The sequence below is a fragment of the Carnobacterium funditum DSM 5970 genome, from assembly GCF_000744185.1.
In the GTDB taxonomy this organism is placed as follows: Bacteria; Bacillota; Bacilli; order Lactobacillales; family Carnobacteriaceae; genus Carnobacterium_A; species Carnobacterium_A funditum.
This window is the reverse complement of record NZ_JQLL01000001.1, coordinates 1,131,285-1,155,653: the sequence shown is the minus strand read 5'-3', so window position 1 is coordinate 1,155,653 and position 24,369 is coordinate 1,131,285. Positions and strand designations below refer to the sequence as shown.

At 34.1% G+C, this 24,369-nt stretch carries 23 protein-coding genes and 2 pseudogenes; 16 read left to right on the top strand and 9 right to left on the bottom strand.

Translation table 11 applies throughout. The annotated features are described in order from the left end of the window. Positions 1-118: 118 nt before the first annotated feature. The 8 genes from BR44_RS05345 (at position 119) to BR44_RS11860 (ending at position 10,713) form a co-directional block, all read left to right on the top strand. Positions 119-727, top strand: a complete 609-nt coding sequence (locus tag BR44_RS05345) for a recombinase family protein (protein WP_034551053.1) — start codon at positions 119-121, stop codon at positions 725-727. Positions 728-795: 68 nt separating this feature from the next. Further along, a complete protein-coding gene (locus BR44_RS05340) occupies positions 796-1,992 on the top strand; it encodes an SIR2 family protein (protein WP_034551051.1) in 1,197 nt (398 codons plus the stop codon). A 4-nt stretch (positions 1,993-1,996) separates the two neighbouring features. Next, a complete protein-coding gene (locus tag BR44_RS05335) occupies positions 1,997-3,592 on the top strand; it encodes an ATP-binding protein (RefSeq protein ID WP_034551049.1) in 1,596 nt (531 codons plus the stop codon). 101 nt (positions 3,593-3,693) lie between these two features. After that, entirely contained in the window at positions 3,694-5,316 is a 1,623-nt protein-coding gene (locus BR44_RS05330; protein ID WP_034551048.1) for a type I restriction-modification system subunit M, read from the top strand. After that, a complete protein-coding gene (locus BR44_RS11260) occupies positions 5,309-6,547 on the top strand; it encodes a restriction endonuclease subunit S (protein ID WP_034551042.1) in 1,239 nt (412 codons plus the stop codon). The genes BR44_RS05330 and BR44_RS11260 overlap by 8 nt, the downstream gene beginning before the upstream one ends. 23 nt (positions 6,548-6,570) lie before the next feature. After that, entirely contained in the window at positions 6,571-9,612 is a 3,042-nt protein-coding gene (locus BR44_RS05320) for a type I restriction endonuclease subunit R (protein WP_034551040.1), read from the top strand. A 183-nt stretch (positions 9,613-9,795) separates the two neighbouring features. Next, complete coding sequence (locus BR44_RS11865) at positions 9,796-10,107, top strand: hypothetical protein (RefSeq protein WP_156954896.1); 312 nt, start codon at positions 9,796-9,798, stop codon at positions 10,105-10,107. A 186-nt stretch (positions 10,108-10,293) separates the two neighbouring features. Beyond that, positions 10,294-10,713 (top strand): hypothetical protein, encoded by a 420-nt coding sequence (locus tag BR44_RS11860; RefSeq protein ID WP_051912547.1) that lies wholly within the window; start codon positions 10,294-10,296, stop codon positions 10,711-10,713. A 162-nt stretch (positions 10,714-10,875) separates the two neighbouring features. Here the strand turns inward: BR44_RS11860 and BR44_RS05310 are convergent, their stop codons facing one another. After that, a complete protein-coding gene (locus tag BR44_RS05310) occupies positions 10,876-12,096 on the bottom strand; it encodes a cation:proton antiporter (protein ID WP_034551039.1) in 1,221 nt (406 codons plus the stop codon). Positions 12,097-12,534: 438 nt separating this feature from the next. Between BR44_RS05310 and BR44_RS05305 the strand changes: the two genes are divergently transcribed. Further along, positions 12,535-13,494: an IS30 family transposase gene (locus BR44_RS05305; protein WP_034551037.1), complete on the top strand. Its 960-nt coding sequence runs from the start codon at positions 12,535-12,537 to the stop codon at positions 13,492-13,494. 105 nt (positions 13,495-13,599) lie between these two features. Here BR44_RS05305 and BR44_RS12060 read toward each other — a convergent pair whose 3' ends face one another. From BR44_RS12060 to BR44_RS05290, 4 genes and pseudogenes are all read right to left on the bottom strand, one after another. After that, a complete protein-coding gene (locus BR44_RS12060) occupies positions 13,600-13,776 on the bottom strand; it encodes a helix-turn-helix domain-containing protein (RefSeq protein ID WP_281173150.1) in 177 nt (58 codons plus the stop codon). Between the two features lie 30 nt (positions 13,777-13,806). Then, positions 13,807-14,046: pseudogene (locus BR44_RS12055) on the bottom strand (recombinase family protein); the annotation flags it as partial. 100 nt (positions 14,047-14,146) lie between these two features. After that, entirely contained in the window at positions 14,147-14,986 is an 840-nt protein-coding gene (locus tag BR44_RS05295; protein ID WP_051912545.1) for an IS3 family transposase, read from the bottom strand. 11 nt (positions 14,987-14,997) lie between these two features. After that, positions 14,998-15,291 carry an IS3 family transposase gene (locus BR44_RS05290; protein ID WP_034551036.1) on the bottom strand — a complete coding sequence of 98 codons (294 nt, stop codon included), beginning with the start codon at positions 15,289-15,291 and terminating at the stop codon, positions 14,998-15,000. A gap of 143 nt (positions 15,292-15,434) precedes the next feature. On the opposite strand from BR44_RS05290, the gene BR44_RS05285 reads away from it, so the two are divergent. Continuing rightward, positions 15,435-15,719, top strand: a complete 285-nt coding sequence (locus BR44_RS05285; protein ID WP_342668080.1) for a type 1 glutamine amidotransferase family protein — start codon at positions 15,435-15,437, stop codon at positions 15,717-15,719. 293 nt (positions 15,720-16,012) lie between these two features. Here BR44_RS05285 and BR44_RS05280 read toward each other — a convergent pair whose 3' ends face one another. Next, entirely contained in the window at positions 16,013-16,441 is a 429-nt protein-coding gene (locus BR44_RS05280) for a GNAT family N-acetyltransferase (RefSeq protein WP_034551034.1), read from the bottom strand. Between the two features lie 233 nt (positions 16,442-16,674). Between BR44_RS05280 and BR44_RS05275 the strand changes: the two genes are divergently transcribed. Then, on the top strand, positions 16,675-17,226 hold the full coding sequence (locus tag BR44_RS05275; RefSeq protein WP_034551032.1) for a tyrosine-type recombinase/integrase: 552 nt from the start codon (positions 16,675-16,677) through the stop codon (positions 17,224-17,226). 181 nt (positions 17,227-17,407) lie between these two features. Here the strand turns inward: BR44_RS05275 and BR44_RS05270 are convergent, their stop codons facing one another. Continuing rightward, complete coding sequence (locus BR44_RS05270) at positions 17,408-17,719, bottom strand: ArsR/SmtB family transcription factor (RefSeq protein ID WP_034551030.1); 312 nt, start codon at positions 17,717-17,719, stop codon at positions 17,408-17,410. Between the two features lie 224 nt (positions 17,720-17,943). Here BR44_RS05270 and BR44_RS05265 point away from each other — a divergent pair, with 224 nt between their 5' ends. Then, positions 17,944-20,163, top strand: coding sequence for a heavy metal translocating P-type ATPase (locus tag BR44_RS05265; protein ID WP_211249891.1), 2,220 nt, complete (start codon positions 17,944-17,946; stop codon positions 20,161-20,163). Between the two features lie 281 nt (positions 20,164-20,444). On the opposite strand, the gene BR44_RS05260 is transcribed toward BR44_RS05265, so the two are convergent. Together BR44_RS05260 and BR44_RS05255 are read right to left on the bottom strand one after the other, a co-directional pair. Continuing rightward, positions 20,445-20,822, bottom strand: coding sequence for a GNAT family N-acetyltransferase (locus BR44_RS05260; protein ID WP_245592924.1), 378 nt, complete (start codon positions 20,820-20,822; stop codon positions 20,445-20,447). A 781-nt stretch (positions 20,823-21,603) separates the two neighbouring features. Continuing rightward, a complete protein-coding gene (locus BR44_RS05255; RefSeq protein WP_034551027.1) occupies positions 21,604-22,920 on the bottom strand; it encodes an IS1380 family transposase in 1,317 nt (438 codons plus the stop codon). Positions 22,921-23,148: 228 nt separating this feature from the next. Here BR44_RS05255 and BR44_RS12050 point away from each other — a divergent pair, with 228 nt between their 5' ends. The 4 genes and pseudogenes from BR44_RS12050 to BR44_RS11850 form a co-directional block, all read left to right on the top strand. After that, a complete protein-coding gene (locus tag BR44_RS12050; protein WP_169740193.1) occupies positions 23,149-23,280 on the top strand; it encodes a hypothetical protein in 132 nt (43 codons plus the stop codon). Between the two features lie 3 nt (positions 23,281-23,283). Then, complete coding sequence (locus BR44_RS12145; RefSeq protein ID WP_084676095.1) at positions 23,284-23,595, top strand: ATP-binding protein; 312 nt, start codon at positions 23,284-23,286, stop codon at positions 23,593-23,595. Further along, positions 23,582-23,782: an ATP-binding protein gene (locus BR44_RS12045; RefSeq protein ID WP_051912539.1), complete on the top strand. Its 201-nt coding sequence runs from the start codon at positions 23,582-23,584 to the stop codon at positions 23,780-23,782. The genes BR44_RS12145 and BR44_RS12045 overlap by 14 nt, the downstream gene beginning before the upstream one ends. A gap of 233 nt (positions 23,783-24,015) precedes the next feature. Further along, a pseudogene (locus tag BR44_RS11850) lies at positions 24,016-24,222 on the top strand (IS30 family transposase); the annotation flags it as partial. Positions 24,223-24,369: the final 147 nt, after the last annotated feature.

Below are 24,369 nucleotides of genomic sequence, written 5' to 3'. Positions count from 1 at the left end.
TATTTAAATATGTCCAATTAGAGTGTACTTATAATCGACACATGACGTGTATTGATTTTACTACATTTATAGTGTAGATTATAAGTGTCGATTAAATGATTCTGAAATGAGGGATAATATGAAGGTTGGCTATGCACGTGTATCCACAACTGAACAAAATTTGGACCGACAATTAGAAGCATTAGAAAATGCTGGAGCAGAAAAGATATTTCAAGAAAAAATATCGGGGGAAAATAAGATTGATCGAGTAGAGCTAAAAGAAGCTCTACAATTTCTACGAGAACAAGATATACTAATAGTAGAGTCTTTGGATCGCTTAGGACGGAATTATGATAATATCATTCAAATTGTTCAAGAGCTTGATCAAAAAGAAATTGGATTAATGGTTTTAAACCTGCCAATTCTAAATCAAGAATTAGGAGATCCTAATTTACAAAAACTGATTCGAAATATGATTGTCCAGTTACTTTCTTGGACAGCAGAGAACGAGCGAGAAGAGATAAAGCGAAAACAGCAACAAGGAATCGAAATTGCAAAGAAAAAGGGACATTATAAAGGAAGACCTTTGAAATATTCTGCGAACGCAATTAATCCTAAAGATCGAATGACCTATCAGGTAATTGTAAGTAAGTTAAAGCTTGAGGAACCGATTAAAAAGATTGCTGAAGAAACAGGAGTTACAAGAGATACTGTTTACCGAATAAAAAAAGATTTAGAATCAAGGTAAAAAGAATAAAAAATACAGTGAAATTAATAAATATTAAATTTAATAAACCTGAGAGGTGGTTTATATATATGACCGAAAATAATTCTACGACATGGCTGTTATCACCTGATTTGATTCTAACTGAAAGTACTGATGAAGATGGAGAAAAAGTCTTTAAAAGAGATGATATTATTTTGAAAAAGGAAGATGATACTGGAAATACTGATATGTACGATTTCCAAATAAGAATCAAAGAACTAGTTTCACAATTTGTTAATAGAAGTTTTGAAAAAATAATACTGTTAGCGGGATCAGGATCTTCAGTTACCGGAGATCAAAATAATGTTTTAGGTAAAACTATGGCTGATTTAGTAAGTTCTGTAATAAGTGAATTAGAATCAAATAGCAGTTATTTTAATATCGAAGAAATTTGTATTATGATCAAATATCCTTTTTTTCATCAGGAAGGTAAAGTAGATTCTAGCAGAATTAATCTAGAAAATCTACTATCTACTATTTATAGATTTGAACCATTTGTTCTTGTAAAAAAAGAAAAGAAATACCAAAGAACAAAAAAAAGAATATTAGAAGTTATAAAGAATGAGACAAGTTACGATTACGATCAAGAGCTTTTGAAGCATACAAGTGTTATTAACAGTCTTTCCAATAGGGTTAAAGCCCCATATAAATTATCAGTCGTTACTACTAATTATGATACTATGTTTGAACAAGCAGCTGATGAAATTGATTATACTGTTATAGATGGGTTTACTCATTCTTTAGATCCTTATTTTAATGCAGATGAATTTGAATGGAACTTAGTTAAAAATATATCTAATGTTAAGACTAAAGAACTAGAATATAGGCCTAATACAATTGATCTATTAAAAATTCATGGTTCACTAACTTGGGAGCGAGAGGAGAATAAAATTTTTCGAAGAACTAAAAATATTGTGGATAAGCCAATACTGATTTTTCCAAGTTCAAATAAGTATGCTCAATCATATGAGGAGCCTTATTTTGATTTATTCGCTAAGTTTCAAGAATTATTATCAAAAAATAATACTTTATTAATTACTACTGGTTTTAGTTTTGGGGACTCACACATTACAACGATGGTAGAAAGAGCTGTGAAACGCAATCAGGGTATTTGTATGCTAGTAACAGATTTTAATATAGATCAAAATGGAGAGGGATGGCAAACGATTAAGAAGTTAACAGATTCTAAATTTCCTGTATTATTTCTAAAAGCTTCTTTTAATAATTTGCCTGATTACTTAGGGTGACTGTATGCAACTGAAAAAATATTATTCAAATCAAAATCAAGGTAATTACTATCTAGGCTTAATATCTTCTGTAAACAGAAAAAATGCTAATTTACAAATTGAAAACTACTCTTTATTACAATCCCGCTTTATATCAGGAAATGCTATTGTGCCAAATACTATAGATTATTATGTTGTTATTGAGTCAATTTTAGGTTTGTTTATAGGAAATGTTTATCAAACGAGCATAAAAAATTCTGATAATGTACATCGTGCATTAGATGAAGGGAAAATGAACGAAATTTTACCAGATATTCAGTTAGATATAGTTGGATTTAAACCTAACTATAGTAAAGAGTTTGAGATGCCTGGTTTTAATACGGTTGGAGTAGGCGACAAAGTTTATGTGGCCAATAATGAAATATTGAAAATTTTTCTATCATCTTTACACGTAAATGCAGAGCAAATTCATCTTCCAAGTATTGGTAAAATTAATAACTTGAAAAATGTAGATTTTTCTATTGGCCCTAATACATTAATGAATAGACATCTGATGGTAATTGGGTCGACAGGTAGTGGTAAAAGCACTTCGGCATTAACGATACTAGAAAAAATGATCGAGAGTAAAAAAAAGATTATTATTATTGATCCCACAGGTGAATATAAAGAATCTTTTTTTAATACTGAAATAATAAAAATAACGTTAGGAGAAGACACTACTATATCTACTGATAAATTGACATTATCACAATGGGCTATTTTATTTGAAGCTAATAGTAATAGTCAACCCGCTGTTTTAGCTGATGCTATAGTATCATTGCGATATCAGAATCAAATAGGCGAAAAAAATACTTTTGTTAAGGACGGTAGAAGTGTTAGCTCAGTCCATGGTTATTTATCACAAGTTAAAACTGATGGTTTTGACTTATCTCTATTATCTGAGCAAGTAAAAGAAGAGTCTGTTAAAATTAATTCTAAAGATAATTTTTATTTAGACAATTTTGTATTTAATAGTAATAGGTTTTTAGTACAAAAAATCGACTATAAATTACAAAATACTAGTCTAAGTAATTTTTTTAATGATACTGGAAAAAATGACTTAATAGTTTCTTTAGAAGACTTTTTAAATAATGATACCTGTCTATATATTGATTCTTCGAAAATTGGTACTACTGATGGAGTAGGCGGAATGATAGTTGATCTAATAGCTAACTATTTGTTAAATAAAGCCAATAAAGATAAACCATTCGTATTTTTCTTAGATGAAGCTCATAGATACACTAAAAATATAATCTCGTCCGATCATGAGTTTTATACAGGACTGGTTTCAATAGCAAGAGAAGGAAGAAAAAACGGACAATATTTATTATTAACCACTCAAAGTCCTGCTGATGTTTCAAAAGTATTACTTGGTCAAATAGGGTCACTACTTATTCATCGTTTAACCCATCAAGATGAATTAAATGCTATTAATAATTTTGTTGATGTAAGTCTACTTTATAAGATAAAAAAGTTAGGTCAAGGAGAAGCAATATTATGTAGTGTAAATTTACTTCAAAATATTGTACTGAAAATGAACAAATCAAAAAGAGAACACTTTAACGATTCTCCAGAATTATAATTATTTTAAGTCTTCTAATTTTAAAAAATTAGATTTAATCACATAGAAAAATCTACCTTAGTAATTATAATAAAGAAAAACAGATTAAAGAGGAGTATATAATGGCAGAAAAAATAGAAAAAAATTCAAAAACACTTTATCAAGCACTTTGGAATTCAGCAGATATTCTACGTTCAAAAATGGACGCAAATGAATATAAAAGTTATTTATTAGGATTGGTCTTTTATAAATACCTCTCTGATAATATGCTTCGCTATGTATCTGTTTTATTAGAAGAACCGACAGAAGATTTAGAAATAGCCCAAAATCTATATGTAAAAGCTTGTCAAGATAGTGATATCATGGAAGATTTGTTAGATGAATTACAAGATGAGTTTTCTTATACGATTGAACCACAATTAACCTTCACGGCTCAAATTACTGCTATCCATGATGGCTCTTTTCAACTAGAAGACTTGGTACAAGGTTTCCGTGATATTGAACAATCGAGTGAGATATTTGAGAATCTTTTTGAAGATATTGACTTATATTCTAAAAAATTAGGAACAACACCTCAAAAGCAAAATCAAACAATTTCTGATGTTATGAAAGAATTAGCTGTTTTAAATATGGCAGGACATGCAGGAGATGTATTAGGGGATGCTTATGAGTACTTAATCGGTCAATTTGCTTCCGAATCAGGTAAAAAAGCAGGAGAATTTTATACGCCACAACCGGTTGCAAAACTAATGACTCAAATTGTGCTTCAAGGAAAAGAAAATCAAAAAGGATTTTCTGTTTATGATCCAACAATGGGTTCAGGCTCTTTGTTGTTGAATGCAAAAAAACACTCTACTGAACCAGGTACGATTTCTTACTTTGGCCAAGAATTAAATACGTCTACGTATAACTTAGCTCGTATGAATATGATCCTTCATGGTGTATCAACTGCAAACCAACAATTGCATAATGCAGATACCTTAGATCAAGATTGGCCAACGGAAGAACCAACAAACTTTGACGCTGTTCTAATGAATCCGCCGTATTCTGCAAATTGGTCTGCTGATAAAGGATTCTTAGAAGATGTCCGCTATTCAACTTACGGCGTCTTAGCACCGAAATCAAAAGCAGACTTTGCATTCTTACTACACGGTTTCTATCACTTAAAAGATACAGGTGTCATGACTATTGTTTTACCTCATGGCGTTCTTTTTAGAGGAGGAGCTGAAGGTAAGATTAGAAAAAGTTTACTAGATAATGGTGCTATTGATACGGTCATTGGCTTACCAGCTAATATTTTTTTTAACACATCAATTCCAACTACGGTTATTGTTTTGAAAAAAGATCGACCAACAAAAGATGTTTTGTTTATCGACGCTTCTCAAGAATTTGATAAAGTAAAAACTCAAAACACTTTAAACGATGAACATATCAACACTATATTAGATACCTACAGTAAACGTGAGAATGTAGAAAAATATGCTTATGTAGCTCAATTTGAAGAGATAGTAGAAAATGACTATAACTTAAACATCCCTAGATACGTTGATACGTTTGAAGAAGAAGAAGAGATTCCGTTAGAAAAAATTTCTACGAATATTCAGCAAACTAAAAAAGAATTAGAGAACGCAGAAAATGAACTGTTTGGTATGCTAAAAGAATTACACGGAACAACAGAAGAAGCAGACAAAGAGTTGAAAGGATTTATTTCTCAATTAATTACTATGGGTGACAAGAATGATTAATATAAATTTACAGAGTCCAGAAATTCGATTTAGTGATTTTTATAATAAATGGGGAAAAAAAGAATTAGGAGAAATATCTGAAATTAATCCGTCATCTGAATTACCAGATATATTTGAATATATCGATTTAGAATCGGTTAGTGGAACCACTATTCTAGCACATAGAACAGAAAAAAAAGTAACAGCGCCTTCTCGTGCACAACGATTAGCTCAAAAGGGAGATATTTTTTATCAAACAGTTCGACCTTATCAGAAGAATAATTGTCTGTATGATCTACCATATGATAATTATGTATTCTCAACAGGGTATGCTCAGATTAGATCAGAGCATAATAGATATTTTCTTTTTTCCTATCTTCAAAGAGAAAGATTTATCTCAACGGTTTTAAAATTATGTACTGGTACAAGCTATCCTTCAATTAATACGAAGGATTTATCTAAAATAAAAATAAATTTTCCCGATTCGATTAAGGAACAAGATAAAATTGGTGATCTATTTAAATATTTAGATGAGGTTATGACCCTCCAGCAACAACTTCTTAACGACCATAAACAACTTAAAAAAGCTATGTTGCAAAAGATGTTTCCACAAAAAGGAGAAACCGTTCCAAGAGTAAGATTTCCTAATTTTACTGATAGTTGGGAACAACGTAATTTTCTTGATAATATTAACAGTATAATAGATTTTAGGGGGAGAACCCCTAAGAAAATTGGACTTAGTTGGAGTGCAAGTGGATATTTAGCATTATCCGCTCTAAATGTGAAGAACGGCTATATAGATTATTATGCAGATGCCCATTATGGAGATAAGAACTTGTACGATAAATGGATGGGTGGCCGAGAATTAAAGGAAGGCCAAGTATTATTCACAATGGAAGCACCAATGGGTAATGTTGCGCAAGTTCCTGATAATAAAGGCTACATACTCAGCCAAAGAACAGTAGCATTTAATGTTGAGGAGAGTAAGATGACTAATGATTTTCTTAGTATATTATTGCGATCGCCAAAAGTATTTAAAGAGTTAACAGCTCTTTCAAGTGGAGGAACAGCTAAGGGAATCAGCCAAAGATCTCTTTCTCAATTAAATGTAAAAGTTCCTATAATGATAGAAGAACAAACTAAAATTGGTAATTTCTTTAAACAATTAGATGAAACTATTGCTCTACACGAAAACAAATTAGAAACCTATCAAGAACTAAAAAAAGCTATGCTACAAAAGATGTTCGTTTAAGACTAAAGAAATGGGGCGAGTCAATGGCTATCACGTTTACTTCTGAGTCAGATTTGGAACAAAATCTCATTAACCAATTAATTAGCGGTGAGTCGCAGTGGACTTATCGGAAAGATTTAAACACAGAAGATAAATTATGGGTAAACTTTCGAGAAAAACTCGAACGTAACAACAAAGATATCTTAAATGAAGTGAACCTGACGGAACAAGAATTCCGTCAGGTTCAAAACCAATTGAAATTTGCTAACTTCTACGAAGCGTCTAAATGGTTAGCAGGTGAAAATGGTATTGCAAAAGTCCAAGTGCAACGAGAAGATGCGTCTCTTGGAACGGTTCGTTTAAGAGTCTTAAATCGTGCTGATATTGCTGGAGGAATGTCTTCGTATGAAGTCATTAATCAATTTACAAGCTTTAAACAAAGCACAGATGATCGAGATCGCCGTTTTGATATCACGTTACTGATCAATGGGTTGCCATTGATTCATATTGAACTAAAAAATAGAGCCCATTCTTATATGGAAGCTTTTCGTCAAATTAAGAAATACCTCGTACAAGGTAAATTTACGGGTATTTTTTCAGTACTTCAAATGTTTATTGTGTCGAACGGCAGTGACACACGCTACATAGCTGCAGCACAAGATACAAAGCTGAATGAACAATTTTTAACGACATGGGTTGATTCAGAGAATGGGCCAGTCACCAGTTACTTAGAGTTTGCTCAACAGGTTTTATCTATTCCGCAAGCACATAAAATGATTACCCAATATACCGTCATTGACAGCAATAAAAAAGCACTCATCTTATTGAGACCCTATCAAATTCATGCGATAGAAGCAGTTAAAGCCGCTTCTAAACGACAAGAGTCGGGTTATGTTTGGCATACAACCGGTTCAGGTAAAACATTAACGTCTTACAAGACAGCTCGTAACTTGCTTCAAATTCCTTCATTAGACAAAACGATTTTTGTTGTTGACCGGGTGGATTTGGACCAACAAACGACGTCTTCCTTTACCTCATATGCCGAACACGATGTGATTGAAATCGATGAGACGGATAACGTAAAAGATTTAATCAAGAAATTACTCTCAGCTGACCGTACGGTTGTGGTCACGACGATCCAAAAATTAAACCATGTCATGAAACGCTTTGAAGGAAAAGAAGACACACCCAGATACAAAAAGTTGAAAAAACTGCGTCTCGCTTTTGTAGTAGATGAATGCCATCGGGCAGTATCGCCACAAAAGAAAAAAGAAATTGAACGCTTTTTCTCTCATCCTCTTTGGTATGGGTATACAGGAACGCCTATTTTTGCTGAAAACGCCAAACAAGCAGTGGGGAACTTAGCTCGTACAACGGAAGAACAATATGGTCGCAGACTACATGAATACACGGTTAAAGAAGCCATTCATGATAAAGCGGTCCTTGGATTCCAAATTGAATACAAGAGTACGTTCTCAGACCAAGAATTAGATGATATCGTCTTACAAGTAGACCCAGATGCAGAACTATCAGCGCTAACGGAACTAAAAAAGGAAGCCAAAATTCCGAAATCCGTTTATGAAGATGAAAAACATATGCTGGAAGTGATTCATTCTATTCTAAACAAATCTGGACGCAAATTAGGCTTTCAAAATGGTTCAGGGAAAACATATGATGCGATCCTAACCACGTCTTCTATTGCGCAAGCCCAACGGTATTATTCCTTATTTAAAGAAGTTGTTGCTGGAGAAAAAGCGATTAGTATTAGTGAGAAGACCAGAAGTAAACTACCCGACTTTCCAAAAATAGCGATCACCTATTCTATTTCTGAAAACGAGGAAACATCGGTTATCAACCAAGACATGATGGAAGAAGCCATTAAAGATTACAATGCTTTATTTGATACGAATTTCTCAGTTGAAACCATGCGTGCTTACAACAAGAACGTGAATGATCGTCTAGCACGTAAACAAGAAAAGTACCTCTTTAGAAAAGAACAACTGGATCTCGTCATTGTAGTCGATCGTTTATTGACGGGCTTTGACGCACCATGTTTGTCGACTTTATTTATTGACCGTGCACCCATGCAACCACATAATCTGATCCAAGCTTTTTCACGCACGAATCGTTTATTTGACCGTCCCAAACACTTCGGTCAAGTGGTTACCTTCCAAACACCTGCAACCTATGAAGAAAAAGTAACCGATGCCCTTGTCTTGTATTCTAATGGTGGTGAGAACGACTTGTTAGCACCTGTATTTGAAGAGGCTCAAAAGGACTTTAAGCAAGCTTTAGAGGCATTGAGACAATTAGCTGTTCATCCTGAATCAGTTGATGAATTAAATGACGGACAGAAAAAGAAATTTGCAAAAGCGTATCAGAGTTTGGATAAAGCTTATGCGGCAATCCAGGTCTACACAGAATATGACGAGTCTGAATTAGAAACAGACTATCAGATCACACATGATGAAATTGAAGAGTTTCATGGGAAATATATCAACGTCATAGAAGAGATCAAACCTGAGATAATTGAAGATGAGAAAATTGAAATGGATATTGAGTATGAACTAGAATCTGTCAAAACAGAGGATATCAATTACGAGTACATCTTACTCTTAATTCAGGCACTTGTTCCAGATTATATCGAATCAGAAGTTAGTCCAACATTAGATTCAGATTCAGAAGAAATTGATACTTATATCAATGATTTGAAACGAATCAATCCTAAACTTGCGGAACTAATGGAGCAGTTATGGAACGATATACAAGAAGAACCAGAAAGTTATCGTGGCAAACAAGTCTCTAGTCTATTGGAAGAGATGATTCAAGAAGCCATAGCTTATCAAGTGAACCGCCTTTCAAAAGAGTGGGCTATAGAAGAAAGTTCATTAGCCTTTTACGTTAATCACTATAATATTAAAAAACAAAAACAAAATGGAGAATCAGAACTGAAGCATACAAGCGATTATGAAAGCTATAAAACCAATACAGAAAACCCAGCCAGACGATTAACGTATTGGAAAGAAACAAAAGAAGCCATCACAGATATGATTCATGAAGATATTTTACCTTTACGTAGATCATAGATGATGACTTAAGAATATATGAGAGGAACACGTCTGCTTACAATTAAGTAAAAGTGTTCCTCAATCAATACAAAAGGTTTTTTAATGACAGAACGGTTGGGAATTTCAAAACTTATAAAGTTTAGGAGTAATAAAATGATATGTTAAAAACAACTGCTCTTCTTTTTACTTTCTACGTCGCTATTGTTAGGAGCAGGTAGTTCCCAAACAGACGTGATTGAAACAACAGATGCTTCAAGTATAGAGACAATGGCAGAAAGTATTCAGGTAGAAAAAAGTGTTGTATCAAAAGAGATAGAGAGTATAGAAGAAGTAGACTCTTCTACATCCTCCATATTTCCTTCGGAGAAAGCGGAAGAACCCATTGAGGAAGTTGTTCAGACTGACGATGACAAGACTGATGATTCGATAGACGGTTACAAGACAATTATTGTCGACGGTGGCAGTTTGTCTGGATACAGGGAACCAAACGCACGTGTAAATAGTGGTTTTTGAAACCGTGAGTATTGGGGTTTCACTAATGGATATGGATAACTTGTACGTGTTATAGCGGATGAGATTATCCTCCAAGATGATGATACAGAACCTGTTAAGTCCAATGGCCGGTATTACTATGATGAAGCAAAAGTCCCAGGTGTTGAACGTTCGACTCTTTATGAAGGACACGTTATTGCGGATTCTTTGGGTGGGGTATCCAATGCCTACAATATTACTCCGCAAGATAGCGTGCTAAATAGGCACGGTGATCAAGCTTATAAGGAACGAAATATTCGTCAAGCAGGTGGAGCAACAAACTTTGAGGCGATTATTACTTATCCTGACACCGAAACGCAGATACCAAGTAAATACAAATATACGATTCATGGAAACGATGTTGTTGATGAATACGCGAATGGAAATCCTGATAAGTATAACGAAAAGCAAGATATAACAACGAGTGAATCAACTAAATCTCCTGATTCGAACAAAGTTGTTTCTTCGGCTGCACCTACTATTGTAGAACCAGGAAATACAAGTGGAGATCTCTCTTCAGTCGATACAAATAACAATGAGATGGAATGGTTGGAGAATAATATAGTTATCAAAATGGCTATAAATTAAAATTAGTTGAAGTTACTTATAGCCTTTCGCTTAATAGATATATATATATATCTATTAATTTATAATTAAAGACAAAAATATTTTAGTTCTAGATGGGTTACTTCAGTTTGAATCAATAAAATTATAGATGAAAAAAGAGAGCTAATTTCAGCACCCTCGTCACTATGCGTTATCTATTTTTTTCAACATACGGGATAGAGGATATATTCCAATGCTTTGAAAAATAAGGGAAAGGAGTATGGTAGCAAAGGCTACTGAAATTAAAAAGGTGTTTTGGCCAACGCTTGTACTTTCGGTCCAAAGAAGAAGCACGACAGACATTGAGCCCTTTATACCAGACCAAGAAAGAAGAAAAAGTATCGAGAAAAAATGACTAAACTTTTTTCTCCATTTAGGTACGGCTAGGAGTATACCGCCTAAAACGAGAAAGCGAGCGAGGACAGAAAGAATAAAAATGATAAGGGCGGGTAGCCAAAGTGTCCAATTTTGAAATTGAATATACGGAACAGCTTGAATACCAATAAAAAGGAATAGGATAGAGAGCAAGGTAGGATTGATAACGTTCCAAAATCCGCCTAAGGCTTTCCGGAATCCTTCTTCTTTCTCTTCTTTTTTTGAAAAGGCAAAAGAAAGCAAGATTCCAGAGACCACTGTGGCTAATACCCCTGAAGTATTAAAGAATTCTGCTATTGCAAAACCTCCATAAGCGATTAAGATACTTAACATAACTTGGTATTCATGATGAGAAGTAATATGAATCGCTTGGCTAATAATCCAACCAAATACAAGACCAACGGCTATCCCTCCGATAGAAACAAAAGCAAAACTGTCTAAAAATTGAAGAGGAGAAAAAAGATCTCCAGATTGAACCATGGACAGAAGGATAGTAAAAATAACGATACTTGATCCATCATTTACCAATGATTCTCCCTCAACAATATTGGCAATTTCGTCATTGTCGGTACTATTTTTTAAGATAGAGACCACAGAAACGGGATCTGTCGGTACGAGTATAGCTGCAAGCAAAAAGGAAACAGACCATGTAAACGGTTCAAAAAACGAAGTAATCCAAAAAATACCTATCCCGAGTAGAAAGACTGTTGCAAACATTCCTATTGTACTTAAAGTTAAGATGAGACTAGCATTTTTTTTCATAGCGCGTGCTGAAAATTGATAAGCAGATACAAATAGAAGACCGGGTATAAATATTTCATACAAAATGTCTCGTGAGACAGAAAAGTCAGAAAAAATGGGAAGGAAAGATAATCCCATCCCCAATAGAACTAACACCACCGGTACAGGGAAAAATTTTTGCTTTACATCAATTGTATAAACAATAACACTTACAAATAAGAGTAATAAAAGTTGATGAAATAATATCATATTGAAACAATCCTACTTTCTGCATAAATTAGTATACTTCTTTTATTTTTAGAATAGCAAAGAAGAAAGAGAAGTCAAAGGAAAGGGCCTTTCTATTTTTTTGTAAAATCAATGCTTATAAAAAAAGAATAAAAATAGAATAATACAATCATACAATCACTATTTCTGTTCTTAGATGATAGAGTCCGCAAATTGTCTCGTAAAATGGCTTCAGCATTGTATTTATTCTATCAAAAAAATCTGTTATAGGTTTAAGATTTTCATTCATATTAGATGTCTCTATACTTATTGGTTCTGTTGTTTTCTCTATATATTTAACAAGTTTTTTTATTCTTTTCTCATATCGTGGATTGTAAGATTAAGCTATACAAATAAAAAAGCCATTCGTGATACACTCTAATTGTATTTCCAACCATAGAAAACAAGGAGTGATCACAAATGACCTATACCCATATTACCATGGATGAACTAGTGATGATAGAAGCTTATTACCATCAAGGTATTCCAGTTGCTAAAATAGCTGCTTACTTGAATCGTACTCGAACACCGATTAATAATGTTATCAGGTTCTTCAGAGCAGGACATACAGCTTTCGAGTATTACCTACGGTATAAGAAAAACAAGAAGCAGTGTGGACGCGAAAAAGTTGTTTTACCAGAAGAACAACATCTTTATATCAAGGAAAAAGTAGCTGAAGGCTGGACGCCTGATGTCATTATTGGCCGTAAAGAAATGACAATAGACTGTTCCGTACGAACACTTTATAGACAATTTAAAGAAAAAACATTCGATGAAGCTACCCTTCCAATGAAAGGGAAAAGAAAGCCTAACGGACATCAAGAACGTAGAGGTAGACAAGCTTATAAACGAAATATCTCTGAAAGAATAATAGATTATCCAACATTTAAAGAAGAATTTGGTCCTATCGAAGGAGATACCATTGTAGGTGTCCGCCACAAAAGTGCGGTCATTACTCTAGTAGAGATTTTATCGAAAGCTATCATTACCTTAAAGCCCAAAGGGCGTAAAGCCTGCGACATTGAGAGTGCTATGAATCAATGGTTCCAATCCATACCAAAAAAATTATTCAAATCAATTACTTTTGATTGCGGTAAGGAGTTCTCCAACTGGAAATCTTTGTGCAACCAGCATGATGTCGCTATCTACTTCGCTGACCCTGGAACGCCTTCACAACGAGCTTTAAACGAGAATTCTAATGGGCTTCTTCGAAAAGATGGATTGCCAAAAGAAATGGATTTCAACGAAGTTGATCAGGCTTTCGTATCGTCTGTTGCACACAAACGGAATATAATTCCAAGAAAGTCATTAAATTACCAAACACCGCTGGAAGTTTTTATGAGTTACATGGATGAAGATATTTTGTATAGCTTAATTTGACAAATCAGATATTCATTAATAAGTCCACCTATCTTCTATTTTAATTTTAAATACTTATTTATTATGTGCTAATATTATTTTTCTTATTAAATTAATTCTTGAATTTTATGGTTTTAGTTCAGCTAATTCATCTAATTTTTTTAAAATATTTTTTGATTCTCTCTCTTTTATCTTCCTATACAATGATCCTTGAGATATACCAGTAATTCGGATGATATCTTTAACCGAATATTGACCAGAATCATATAATCTTAAAGCATCTTTAACTTTTTGTTTATCCATTATCGGTCTACCAAGCTTCACACCACGTGATTTAGCAGAAGCTAATCCTTCATTTACACGCTGTACTGTCAAATCTCGTTCTAATTGAGCAATCACTGCCATCATCTGAAACATGGCCTGGCCAGTTGGAGTAGAAGTATCTAGGTTTTCTTTCAACGATACAACTTCTACTCCTTGTTCTTTTAGCTCTTCAACAGTAGAAAGGATATCTAGTGTTTTCCTACCTAAGCGACTAATCGATTCAATAATAACGGTATCCCCAGATCGGACACTATTAAATAAGGTATTGGATAGGTTACACTTTACTGGACAAAAAAGATAAGGTCTCTATGGTCTGTCAACACTTTAACGGACAATAAGTTAAGTTAATTTAAGAATGCATCTTTTCAAATTCAATAGGTGTTAAATAACCTAAAGCTGAATGGATTCTTTCGTTATTGTAGTAATTCTCTAAATAATCGACCGTTTCAGAAATAGCTTCTGCTTTTGTTTTGAAATGATGCTGGTAAAGAACTTCGCGTTTAAAACTTTTAAAGAATGACTCCATAACTGCGTTATCATAAGGGTTCCCGCGTCTACTTTGGCTATGTGTAAAACCAGTGAATGTCATGTATTCATAGAATCTCGATCCAGTATACTGAGATCCTTTATCCGTATGAATGATCAGTCCTTTGGATGGTTTTTGTTTCTGGGTAGCTTCATGCAAACTATCAAGTACCAGGGAATCTTTCATATGATTTTTTATTGAATAGGCGATACAACTGCGGGTAAAACCATCAATATACACACTACAATAGAGGGTTCCTTCCTCAGTTGGAATATATGTGATATCTCCATACCAAACTGTATTCTTTTTCTTGATATCAAAATTTTGATTTAGAATATTTTCACTTATATAGTTAATGTTTTTAGTATAATGAATGTACTTTCGTCGAACACCTTTGGTGTACAGGCCCTGTTCTCTCAGTAATCTTCCAATACGTCGTCGACTTATACTGAGCCCTTTTCTTTTCAGCACGGCTTTAATTCGACGGGTCCCATAGCGGCGCTTGTGTTCCAAGAAGATATCTTTAATATGGTCTTTTAAAACCGCATCTTCAACAGTATGTTTGGAAGGTGTTTCGTGAAGTGACGCATAAAAACCGCTACGAGATACACCAAGAAATATACAAGCATTCTTAATATTAAATGAGTGTTGGTGTTTCTTCAAATAGTCAAATACTACTTTGGGTTTTGTTTGAGAAACACTCGGAACTTTTTTAAAAGTTCTAGCTCCTCCCGAAGAAGTCTGTTTTCTTTTTCAAGTTTTTTAATTTTGTTTTGAGAAATAAATTCGCTGCTTCCTTTACCTGGAAAAGCTTGATCTCCAAATTTCTCATATTCAGCAACCCAGCGATACAAAGTATTTTCATGAATATCAAGTGTGTGTGATATAAAACGAATGGGTTGTCCTTCAATTAGAATTAAATCGACAGCTTGTCTTTTGAATTCTTTACTATAGGATTGTCGCTTCACAACAAGACCTCCAATTTTCTCTTAACTACGTGTCCACTTTAGTATAGCCTTTCCAATAAATTAACTTAACTTATTGTCCATTAAAGTGTTGACAGACCAGAGAGACTTTTTTTAAGTGTCTATCTTATAGGGTACATTTTAATCTGCGTCTGGGGTTTATTGATATGGAAGTAGAGCGGAATGGCTTTGGAAGACAAGTAGACAGCTTTGAAACTTCTCTCCGTTTTGTAGGTATTGATCAAGAAGTCGAAGTGGTGTTTATCCGTGCTCCTTACATTCAATCTGTCGGACCAAATGTAAAAGTTCTGGCTTCTATCAATCAAAAAATTGTAGCTGCAGAGCAAGAAAACGTACTGGTGACTGCTTATCACCCTGGACTAACTGAGGATTATGCTTTCTTGAACTATTTTTTAAATAAGATTCGTTAATCAATCTATTTAGTATGGAATAAAGTTTCTATCCACATGATTTTTTTATAGAGTCCTAACACATGAAATTAGGTAGCATCATGTATTCATAAAAATAAAAAAAGTAACCGTATAATTTTAACGGTTACTTTTTTTATTTTTGGTTATCTATCATTTCTTGTAGCTGTATATTGTCATCGTTGCTATCAAGTGAGTTGATTTTTTCACTTTCCATTTCAACTCTGCCAGTTGTTGTAAAAAAACTTTCATAATTATCTTCTAAATTTTAGTATATCCTATTTAAACACTCTATTTTACACTTGTTTATTCAAAGTTACACACGGTACGCCGTCTTCATAATAGACGTCAGACTCTTTGGTGTAACCCAGTTTTTCGTAAAACCCAACGGCACTTAGTTCACCGTGTATGACGGACGTCGTACACCCCTGTTTTTTACCCAAAGCTTCCAATTCTTTAACGACTGCTTCTCCCAGTCCTTTTTTACGATATTCTTTGAGAACAGCAATTCTTCCAGGCCGGATGGTATCCGAGTCGATTTGTTTATAACGTCCGGTTGCCACAGGCTTCTCTCCATCATAAATGACTACATAAATCGTTTCGTCATGATCCTCCAAATCAAATTCCTCTTTGAGCGGAATACCTCGTTCCATGACAAATACCTGCATGCGAACATATAAAGCAGCGGCTCGATTCCATTTTTCTTTCCCAATGTGCGTTTTCATTGCCAGTCCCTCTTTTCTTAAAAATATTTTTTCGGAATTAATGATATGTATTATAGATTTTTCAAAATATATAATACATACAAAGAAAATCAACATTCAAAATACAATCAAATAGTATAATGATGAGAATGTACACTTAGGGATTCCAAACCCTATAAAGAAATTAGATTTTTTCCAACACATGAAATTCTATAAAAACGTGTATCGCTTTTGTTAGAGGAGAGGGATTTCAAATGAGCTACAACGTCCAACCATTAAGCACGCAACAAGAAATAAACGACTTTTTATTCTGTTTAAGGCGCAATAAAAACGCCGATCGGGATTTTTTTCTGTTTTTGATCGGTATTAATAGCGGTTTACACATGTCAGACATTGTTAAATTAAAGAAAAAAGACCTGATTTCCTCAAAAAATTTCCGCATTGTCGAAAAGAAAACCGGGAAGACGCGTATTTTGTATTTGAGTAGTCTGCAGGACTTGATCCAGGAGTATACAAAGCAATTAGATCCAGAGGACTATTTATTTCCCAGAACCAAAGGCGGTCACTTAGAAGTCAATACAGTCTATCAGATGTTTCAAAAGGTCGCTGTCCTACTAGGAAGAGACGATATTGGCATGCACACGCTGCGTAAGACATTTGGCTACCACTATTACAAGAAAACCAAAGACGTGGCCACACTAATGGAAATCTTCGGTCATAGCAGCGAGAAAATCACGAAGCGCTATATTGGGATCAATGAAGATGAGATCAGTGAGACGTTATTGAATTTTAGACTAGGTTTTTAAACTTGATAGAATGGTTAGGTAGTTTCTAATATTTTTAGTTTTAATGTAATTTCAAACATCTCATTTTTATAAATCAAAGTTAAAGACCACCAATCAAATGTAGTAGGTAGTCTTTAACTTTGATTTATTATTCTACTAATAGTACATCTTGTTAATTGTAAATAGTGGAAATCATATAAAGTTAATTAGATTCTTTACTATGCGTAATAACTTGCTCTAAGATAGTAAAAACATGTTCGTCACCTAAACTATAAAAGCTGGTTTTTCCATCTCTTCTAGTTTTAACTAAACGAGCCTTCTTTAGTGCTTTTAATTTATGAGACACGGCAGATTGTTCCATATTTAATAAACTAGTAATTTCTCCTACACTTAATTCTTGATCTTTTAGTAAATAAATAATTGAAAGCCGAGCTTCATTTTGTAATAGTTTGAATATTTTACTAACTGATGTAAGTGTTTCTGAATCTAAAATAGATAGTTTTTTATTTGCCATGATTAATCCCTCTTTATACATGAATTAAGTTTCATATGCTAAGAATAGCATACTTTTTTTTAAAAGCAAGTAGTGCAAATAGAAAATTAATATAGTCTAATTCCATTGACTTTATTCATGTGAATGATATACTTTTTTCAAACATATGAAAAAAAAATCATATGTAAAACAAAGTTATTACGATTTAGAAATAAGTGTAGGAGGGATTTTTAATGTCTGAAGGTATGAAACACCATGAATGGATACTTGAAGGAATAGATTGTGCAAATTGTGCTAGTAAAATTGAAAATGGTGTATCAAAGATTGAAGGGGTAACAAATAGCAATGCTAATTATATGACAAAAACCCTTAGTTTTGATATTGAAGAACAAAAAGAAAATGGAACTCTAACGGTAATCAAATCAAAAATAAATAAACTAGAACCTGATGTAACACTGTTATCTAAGTCAACTGGCCTACTGATTGGGAAAAATGGCCTTTCTATAAATAATACTTCGCTGAGTAAAAGTAAAGATAACCATCATTTAGAGGATTTGAATCAGTCACATGATCATAGTCATGAAGAACAAGAGGGGAATGAAGGTCATAGTCATGGGGAAAGCACTGTAAAAACCACTGTTACGCGATTAATTATTTCTTTAGCGTTATTACTAGTTGCGAACTTTGTTCCTATGAATGAATTTATGTCCTTGGGATTATTTGTAGCTGCTTATCTTGTTGCCGGATATGATATTGTCTGGAGAGCCATAAAAAATATGTTTAACGGGCAATTATTTGATGAAAACTTTCTGATGACCATCGCTACAATAAGTGCCTTTTATATTCAGGAGTACCCAGAAGCGGTAGCTGTTATGTTATTTTATCAAGTAGGAGAAGTTTTTCAAGGTGTCGCGGTCAACAGATCACGACGATCTATTTCTGACTTGATGGATATCCGACCAGATTATGCGAATTTAAAACTGGCAGATGGCAGCACGCGCAGTGTATCACCAGATACAATAAAAGTTGGCGACACGATTGTTATACGTCCGGGAGAAAAGGTTCCTTTGGACGGGAAAATCATTACCGGAATCTCTTCAATGGACACTTCCGCATTAACGGGCGAGTCAATTCCTAGGAGTGTTGAAGCAACTGACAGTGTGTTGAGTGGTTTTATCAACAAAAATGGACTGATTGAAGTAACCGTTGAGAAGCTTTTTTCTGAATCAACGGTTACGAAAATTCTTGATTTAGTAGAAAATGCAAGTAGCCGAAAAGCTCCAACTGAAAACTTTATTACAAAGTTTGCGCGTTATTACACGCCTATTGTCGTTATCTTTGCTTTAGTGCTAGCGATTATTCCTCCGTTAGTTATTCCAGGAGCTACATTTAATGAGTGGATCTATCGAGCTAGTATTTTCCTTGTTATTTCTTGTCCATGTGCATTAGTCGTGTCCATTCCTGTTGGCTTTTTTGGTGGGATTGGATCAGCTTCAAAAAAAGGAATTTTAGTAAAAGGTAGTAACTTCTTAGAAGGATTGAATGATATCAAATATGTCATTATGGATAAAACAGGCACTTTGACAAAAGGAAAATTTGAGATCACAGATATTCAACCTACAGGCGGATTGAATAAAAATCAGCTGTTAGAGTTAGTCGCATATGCTGAAACCCATTCCTCACATCCAATTGCAGATTCTATCAAAGAAAAATATGTAAAAAAGATAGATGAAAACCGAATTACTGAATACAATGACATTTCAGGGTATGGTATTCATGCAAGGGTTGACGGAAAAGAGATATTAGCCGGAAATTCGAAATTAATGCAAAAACACAAGATTGTATTTACTGAATCAACTGAAGTTGGAACCATTATTTATGTAGCTGTTGATAAAGAGTATGCTGGTTATATTTTGATTGCAGACGCGATTAAGGAAGATGCGGCAGAAGGAATAGCGATAATGAAAGAAAAAGGTGTACAGCATATTATTATGTTAACGGGAGATTCAAAAACAGTAGGGGAAGCAGTGGCTAGAAAATTAGGAATTGACGAGTTCTATGCAGAGCTTCTACCGCAAGACAAGGTAGAAAAAATGGAAGAGATTATGGCACGTAAAGGTCCAAAAGAAAAAGTTGCTTTTGTCGGTGACGGAATCAATGATACCCCTGTACTTGCACGTTCAGATATTGGTATTGCAATGGGAGGACTAGGATCAGATGCAGCAATTGAAGCAGCGGATATCGTTATCATGGATGATAAACCCTCTAAGATTGGAACGGCCATGCAAGTAGCAAAAGACACACAAAGAATCGTATGGCAAAATATTATTTTAGCACTATCAGTAAAAGTCTTTTTCTTAATTATCGGTGCGTTTGGCTTTGCGACGATGTGGGAAGCCGTTTTTGCAGATGTTGGTGTAACGGTTATTGCCGTCCTAAATGCTATGCGAGTTTTAAAAAAATAATCCATTAATTAACAGATAAGATAATCGGATAGACGTTCTTAAGACTTCTAATACCGGTTATCTTATTTTTTATTAGTTGGTTCCAGAGAAAAGCACATGCTAGTTACTATAAATTTCAATTCTTGTTTACATAATCCCCAGTAAAAAAATTCTTAGAATTCTTTTTCCAACACTAAGAAATAAAACAGAGTTTGAGTTACAATCAATAAATTGTAGCTCAAACTCTGTTTTACAACTGTTTATTCAAAGTTACACACGGTACGTCGTCTTCATAATAGACGTCAGACTCCTTGGTGTAACCCCGTTTTTCGTAAAAATCCAACGGCACTTAGTTCACCGTGTATGACGGACGTCGTACACCCCAGTTTTTTACCCAAAGCTTCCAATTCTTTAACGACTGCTTCTCCCAGTCCTTTTTTACGATATTCTTTGAGAACGGCAATTCTTCCAGGCCGGATGGTATCCGAGTCGATTTGTTTATAACGTCCGGTTGCCACAGGTTTCTCTCCATCATAAACGACTACATAAATCGTTTCGTCATGATCCTCCAAATCAAATTCCTCTTTGAGCGGAATACCTCGTTCCATGACAAATACCTGCATGCGAACATATAACGCAGCGGCTCGATTCCATTTTTCTTTCCCAATGTGCGTTTTCATTGTCAGTCCCTCTTTTCTTAAAAATATTTTTTTGGAATTAATGATATGTATTATAGATTTTTCAAAATATAATAGATACAAAGGAAATCAGCATTCAAAATACGGAAAAAACAATATATTCATTTGTATGAAACTGTAAAGAAAAATAATCAAACAATATAATGATGAAAATGTATACTTAGGAATTCCAAACTCTATAAAGAAATTAGATTTTTCCCAACACATGAAATCAGATAAATTTAGGTATCTAGAACCTTGCCAAATAAGGTTCTAGATACTTTTTCCGGAAAAATTTTACATGCCAAATTACAAGAAAAATAGAGATGAATTTAGCAAAGAACGGTCTAAATATCCATATCATAAATAGCGTCATTTAAATATTAATATAAACATAACGATAATTATACTATTGCCAGGTAGCTCTGAAATAATTGCTCAATTATTACAACTAAATTAATAAACAAAGAAAAGAATACATGAAATTTCATAGAATTAAGTAAGTAAAACCTTTATTTAACAAGATTTTTTTTGTTTGCGTTCATATCTTAAATGTTCAGCTAGGTTCATAAAAAGTTATTTATTTCCTGAATGATTCATACTTTTAAAAAAAATAATAATTGGTGCATTTTTCACTTCTTTCAGGTCATTAGTTTGTTAGGTTTACTTATTTTACTTCAAATTTCCAAGTCACTTATTTTTTTGTCAGAAAATTAAGATTTTTAGGCATACTAACCCCTTGAAATTAGCCTTTTTTTTTAAACTATTCCATTAGGTGTGAGTGTTACTGCCATTTGAAATGCTGAATATTCCGCAAGATTTTATGGAAAAGTTCATGGTAAACGTGATAGGAACTGAGTTTTAAAAAGGTTTTTCGTCCAGAATGAACAAGTTTACCCGCTACTTTAAATAAGAGCAAACGAATAGTTGAAACTTGAAAACCTTTGGTTTCTTTCGTAAAACAAAGAGTACGCATAAAATTGACGATGTTGTAAGCTAGTACACTCACCATCATACGTGCATGATTTTCTAAAAAACGAGGACTGTTGGTTTTATCGAAATAAAATCCATTTTTGGCCTCTTTAATGTAATTTTCCATGGTGCCTCTTTTAGAATAGGTTTGAAAGACCGCTTCTGCAGAAAGGTTCTCTGATAAATTGGTTATGATAAATTCATGTCGAGCAATCAATTCGGTTGCTTCGCGCGTAGATTTAATACAAATTCTTCGTGGATGTGTCCAGCTCTTCGCTTGATAGAGTGTAGAAGCGTAGTGAACTTCTTTTTTATCCCAATCCTGCTGGTCATTTATAGATACAAATTGCTCAGCGATTTTTCCTAAGTTGCGATTCGATTTCAATCGAACAATATAAAAATTTTGACGTTTTTCACACAGTTCATATAATTCAGGAGTTGCAAAACCACTATCTGCACGCACTAGAATAGAACTTACAGGTACGGTTTCTTGGTAATGGTCAAAAAGTGGTCGGACAAAATCTGCAACACCATTGGATGTGTACACATTACCAGAACGAAGTTCTGCTTTCAAAAAGTCGCCAGTCAGACCTTCAAAGGCAACAAGTGGATAATAGCCATTCGTTTGGTAATGGGCATTATAATTCGACTTCTCCTGATTGCCAAAGGTATCCGAATGTGTTGAGTCTAGATCAAAAATCATTTCAGTTGTATTACGAGCAGTACGTACTTTATCAATCAGGATTTGATTGACTTCTTGTAATTGGGAAATGTTTTCTTGACTTAACCGATCCCATAAACGAGAAATAGACGGTTGTGAAGCGAGTTGCTCTTTAGCTAATAGACTCTGGAAAATGGGATCTTTTGATAAAACGTCAGCCGAAGAATCCGTTTGATATCCAGCAATCAATTGAAAAAGGATTTGTTCAATAATTGAATGATTAGCATGGTTATAGTAAAGTCGATCATCGTTAATAGTGAGGGTTTGTTTCAAAATGTTAGAGAAATTAATGGTGTGCATGAATTCCTTAACTAATATCAATCCGGAATCTGAGGATAAATTACCCCCAGAGTGAGATACCGTAATGTTTGAATTGAAAAGCAAACGATTTTCATGTAAAGTTGCCATAGAGAGAACCCCTTTCTTTGGTTATGTTTAGTCGCTTTAACCATAGCAGATTGGGGTTCTTTTTGCACACCCAAAGGGTGCTGAGAAAATTAACTCAAACTAGCGTTATAACAGTTTTTCCAGAGCGTTTTAGAAAAAGTATGAATTATTCAGGCTATTATATATATTTTAATTAAAAAAATAACCAATCAGAAGATGGGCTTTGACTTTGATGAGCGATTTACGTTAATGATTGACAGAGAACATGCTCGTCGTAAAATCAATAAACTTCAGCGATTAATAGCTCGAGCAGCTTTTGAAGTCCCTTCTGCTTCTATTGAAGAAATTCAATATTTTGAAAATTGTCGGTTACCTAAATAAGAGATTCACCGCTTAGCGAGTGGGATCTACTTAGAAAATAAGAATAATATTATTCTCATGGGTGCGACCGGACCTGGTAAGACATATTTAGCTTGTGCCTTGGGGATAGCTTCGTGTCATCAATTTTACATTGTTCAGTATGTACGCCGCCTACCTAAATTACTAAATGAATTTAAAATAGCGAAAAATCAGCCGGATAATAGTTATAAAAAGTTAATGCGAAAGTACGCGAAGAAAGAGCTGCTTATCATCGACGAATGTTTTTTACACGATTTGACAGAAGAAGAGCTTCACTATAACAATGGAATTAATTGAAAAACGTGATATGAAATCGTCCACTATATTTTGTACTCAATTCAACACGTCAGGTTGGCATTCTAAATTAGGCAGTGGACCAATAGGCGAAGCCGTCATTGATCGAATCGTTCATAATTCATATACGATTACAATTGATGGAGAAGCCTCCATGCGTGAACGATTGGGTCTTTCTACCAACTTTTAATTTATCCATAATCAATAATAATAATTGTAAAGCAATCCATCGGATTGCATAAACCACCCCACAATCATCTTTAATTAGAATGGTTGTGGGGTGGTTTTATAAGTGGTACATTCTCTGGCAATCGGTGGTACACTTACTGGCAAACATTGGTAAAAAACTTAGCGCCCCTGGTAAAATCTAGTGGCCGTAGTCACTTTATCGCCGCTTTAAAGACAGCGACATATTTGATGCCACAACATGGACTAAATGAGCAGTCTAATGGATTGCTTCGTCGGGACGGTCTATTCAAGCAAATGGATTTTAATACCAGCAATCAAACATTTGCTTCCTCTGTTGCGAGCAAAAGAAACAATATACCTAGAATGTCTTTAGATTACAAAACACTGATAGAAGTATTTTTGGAAAATGTACCAGACTGGAAACTATCTAGCTTAATTTGACAAAGGAAAACCCTAAAATCTATATTCAATAAGAGTAGAATAATTCTAAGAAAGGACTAAAGGATTAAAAATTATTCTTTTTTTTATTTGTGATTGCTTGTATTTTTCGTTTAAGTAAGTAGGGGATAGCTTGCATTTCCCTATTTA

Coding starts and splice junctions, on each gene's coding strand:
- BR44_RS05260 (WP_245592924.1), bottom strand. CDS start 20,822: ATGAAAACGCACATTGGGAAAGAAAAATGGAATCGAGCCGCTGCGTTA.
- BR44_RS05305 (WP_034551037.1), top strand. CDS start 12,535: ATGACCTATACCCATATTACCATGGATGAACTAGTGATGATAGAAGCT.
- BR44_RS12050 (WP_169740193.1), top strand. CDS start 23,149: ATGATTGACAGAGAACATGCTCGTCGTAAAATCAATAAACTTCAGCGA.
- BR44_RS05335 (WP_034551049.1), top strand. CDS start 1,997: ATGCAACTGAAAAAATATTATTCAAATCAAAATCAAGGTAATTACTAT.
- BR44_RS11260 (WP_034551042.1), top strand. CDS start 5,309: ATGATTAATATAAATTTACAGAGTCCAGAAATTCGATTTAGTGATTTT.
- BR44_RS05340 (WP_034551051.1), top strand. CDS start 796: ATGACCGAAAATAATTCTACGACATGGCTGTTATCACCTGATTTGATT.
- BR44_RS05255 (WP_034551027.1), bottom strand. CDS start 22,920: ATGGCAACTTTACATGAAAATCGTTTGCTTTTCAATTCAAACATTACG.
- BR44_RS05270 (WP_034551030.1), bottom strand. CDS start 17,719: ATGGCAAATAAAAAACTATCTATTTTAGATTCAGAAACACTTACATCA.
- BR44_RS05310 (WP_034551039.1), bottom strand. CDS start 12,096: ATGATATTATTTCATCAACTTTTATTACTCTTATTTGTAAGTGTTATT.
- BR44_RS05280 (WP_034551034.1), bottom strand. CDS start 16,441: ATGAAAACGCACATTGGGAAAGAAAAATGGAATCGAGCCGCTGCTTTA.
- BR44_RS12045 (WP_051912539.1), top strand. CDS start 23,582: ATGGAATTAATTGAAAAACGTGATATGAAATCGTCCACTATATTTTGT.
- BR44_RS12060 (WP_281173150.1), bottom strand. CDS start 13,776: ATGGATAAACAAAAAGTTAAAGATGCTTTAAGATTATATGATTCTGGT.
- BR44_RS05275 (WP_034551032.1), top strand. CDS start 16,675: ATGAGCTACAACGTCCAACCATTAAGCACGCAACAAGAAATAAACGAC.
- BR44_RS05345 (WP_034551053.1), top strand. CDS start 119: ATGAAGGTTGGCTATGCACGTGTATCCACAACTGAACAAAATTTGGAC.
- BR44_RS05320 (WP_034551040.1), top strand. CDS start 6,571: ATGGCTATCACGTTTACTTCTGAGTCAGATTTGGAACAAAATCTCATT.
- BR44_RS05265 (WP_211249891.1), top strand. CDS start 17,944: ATGAAACACCATGAATGGATACTTGAAGGAATAGATTGTGCAAATTGT.
- BR44_RS05330 (WP_034551048.1), top strand. CDS start 3,694: ATGGCAGAAAAAATAGAAAAAAATTCAAAAACACTTTATCAAGCACTT.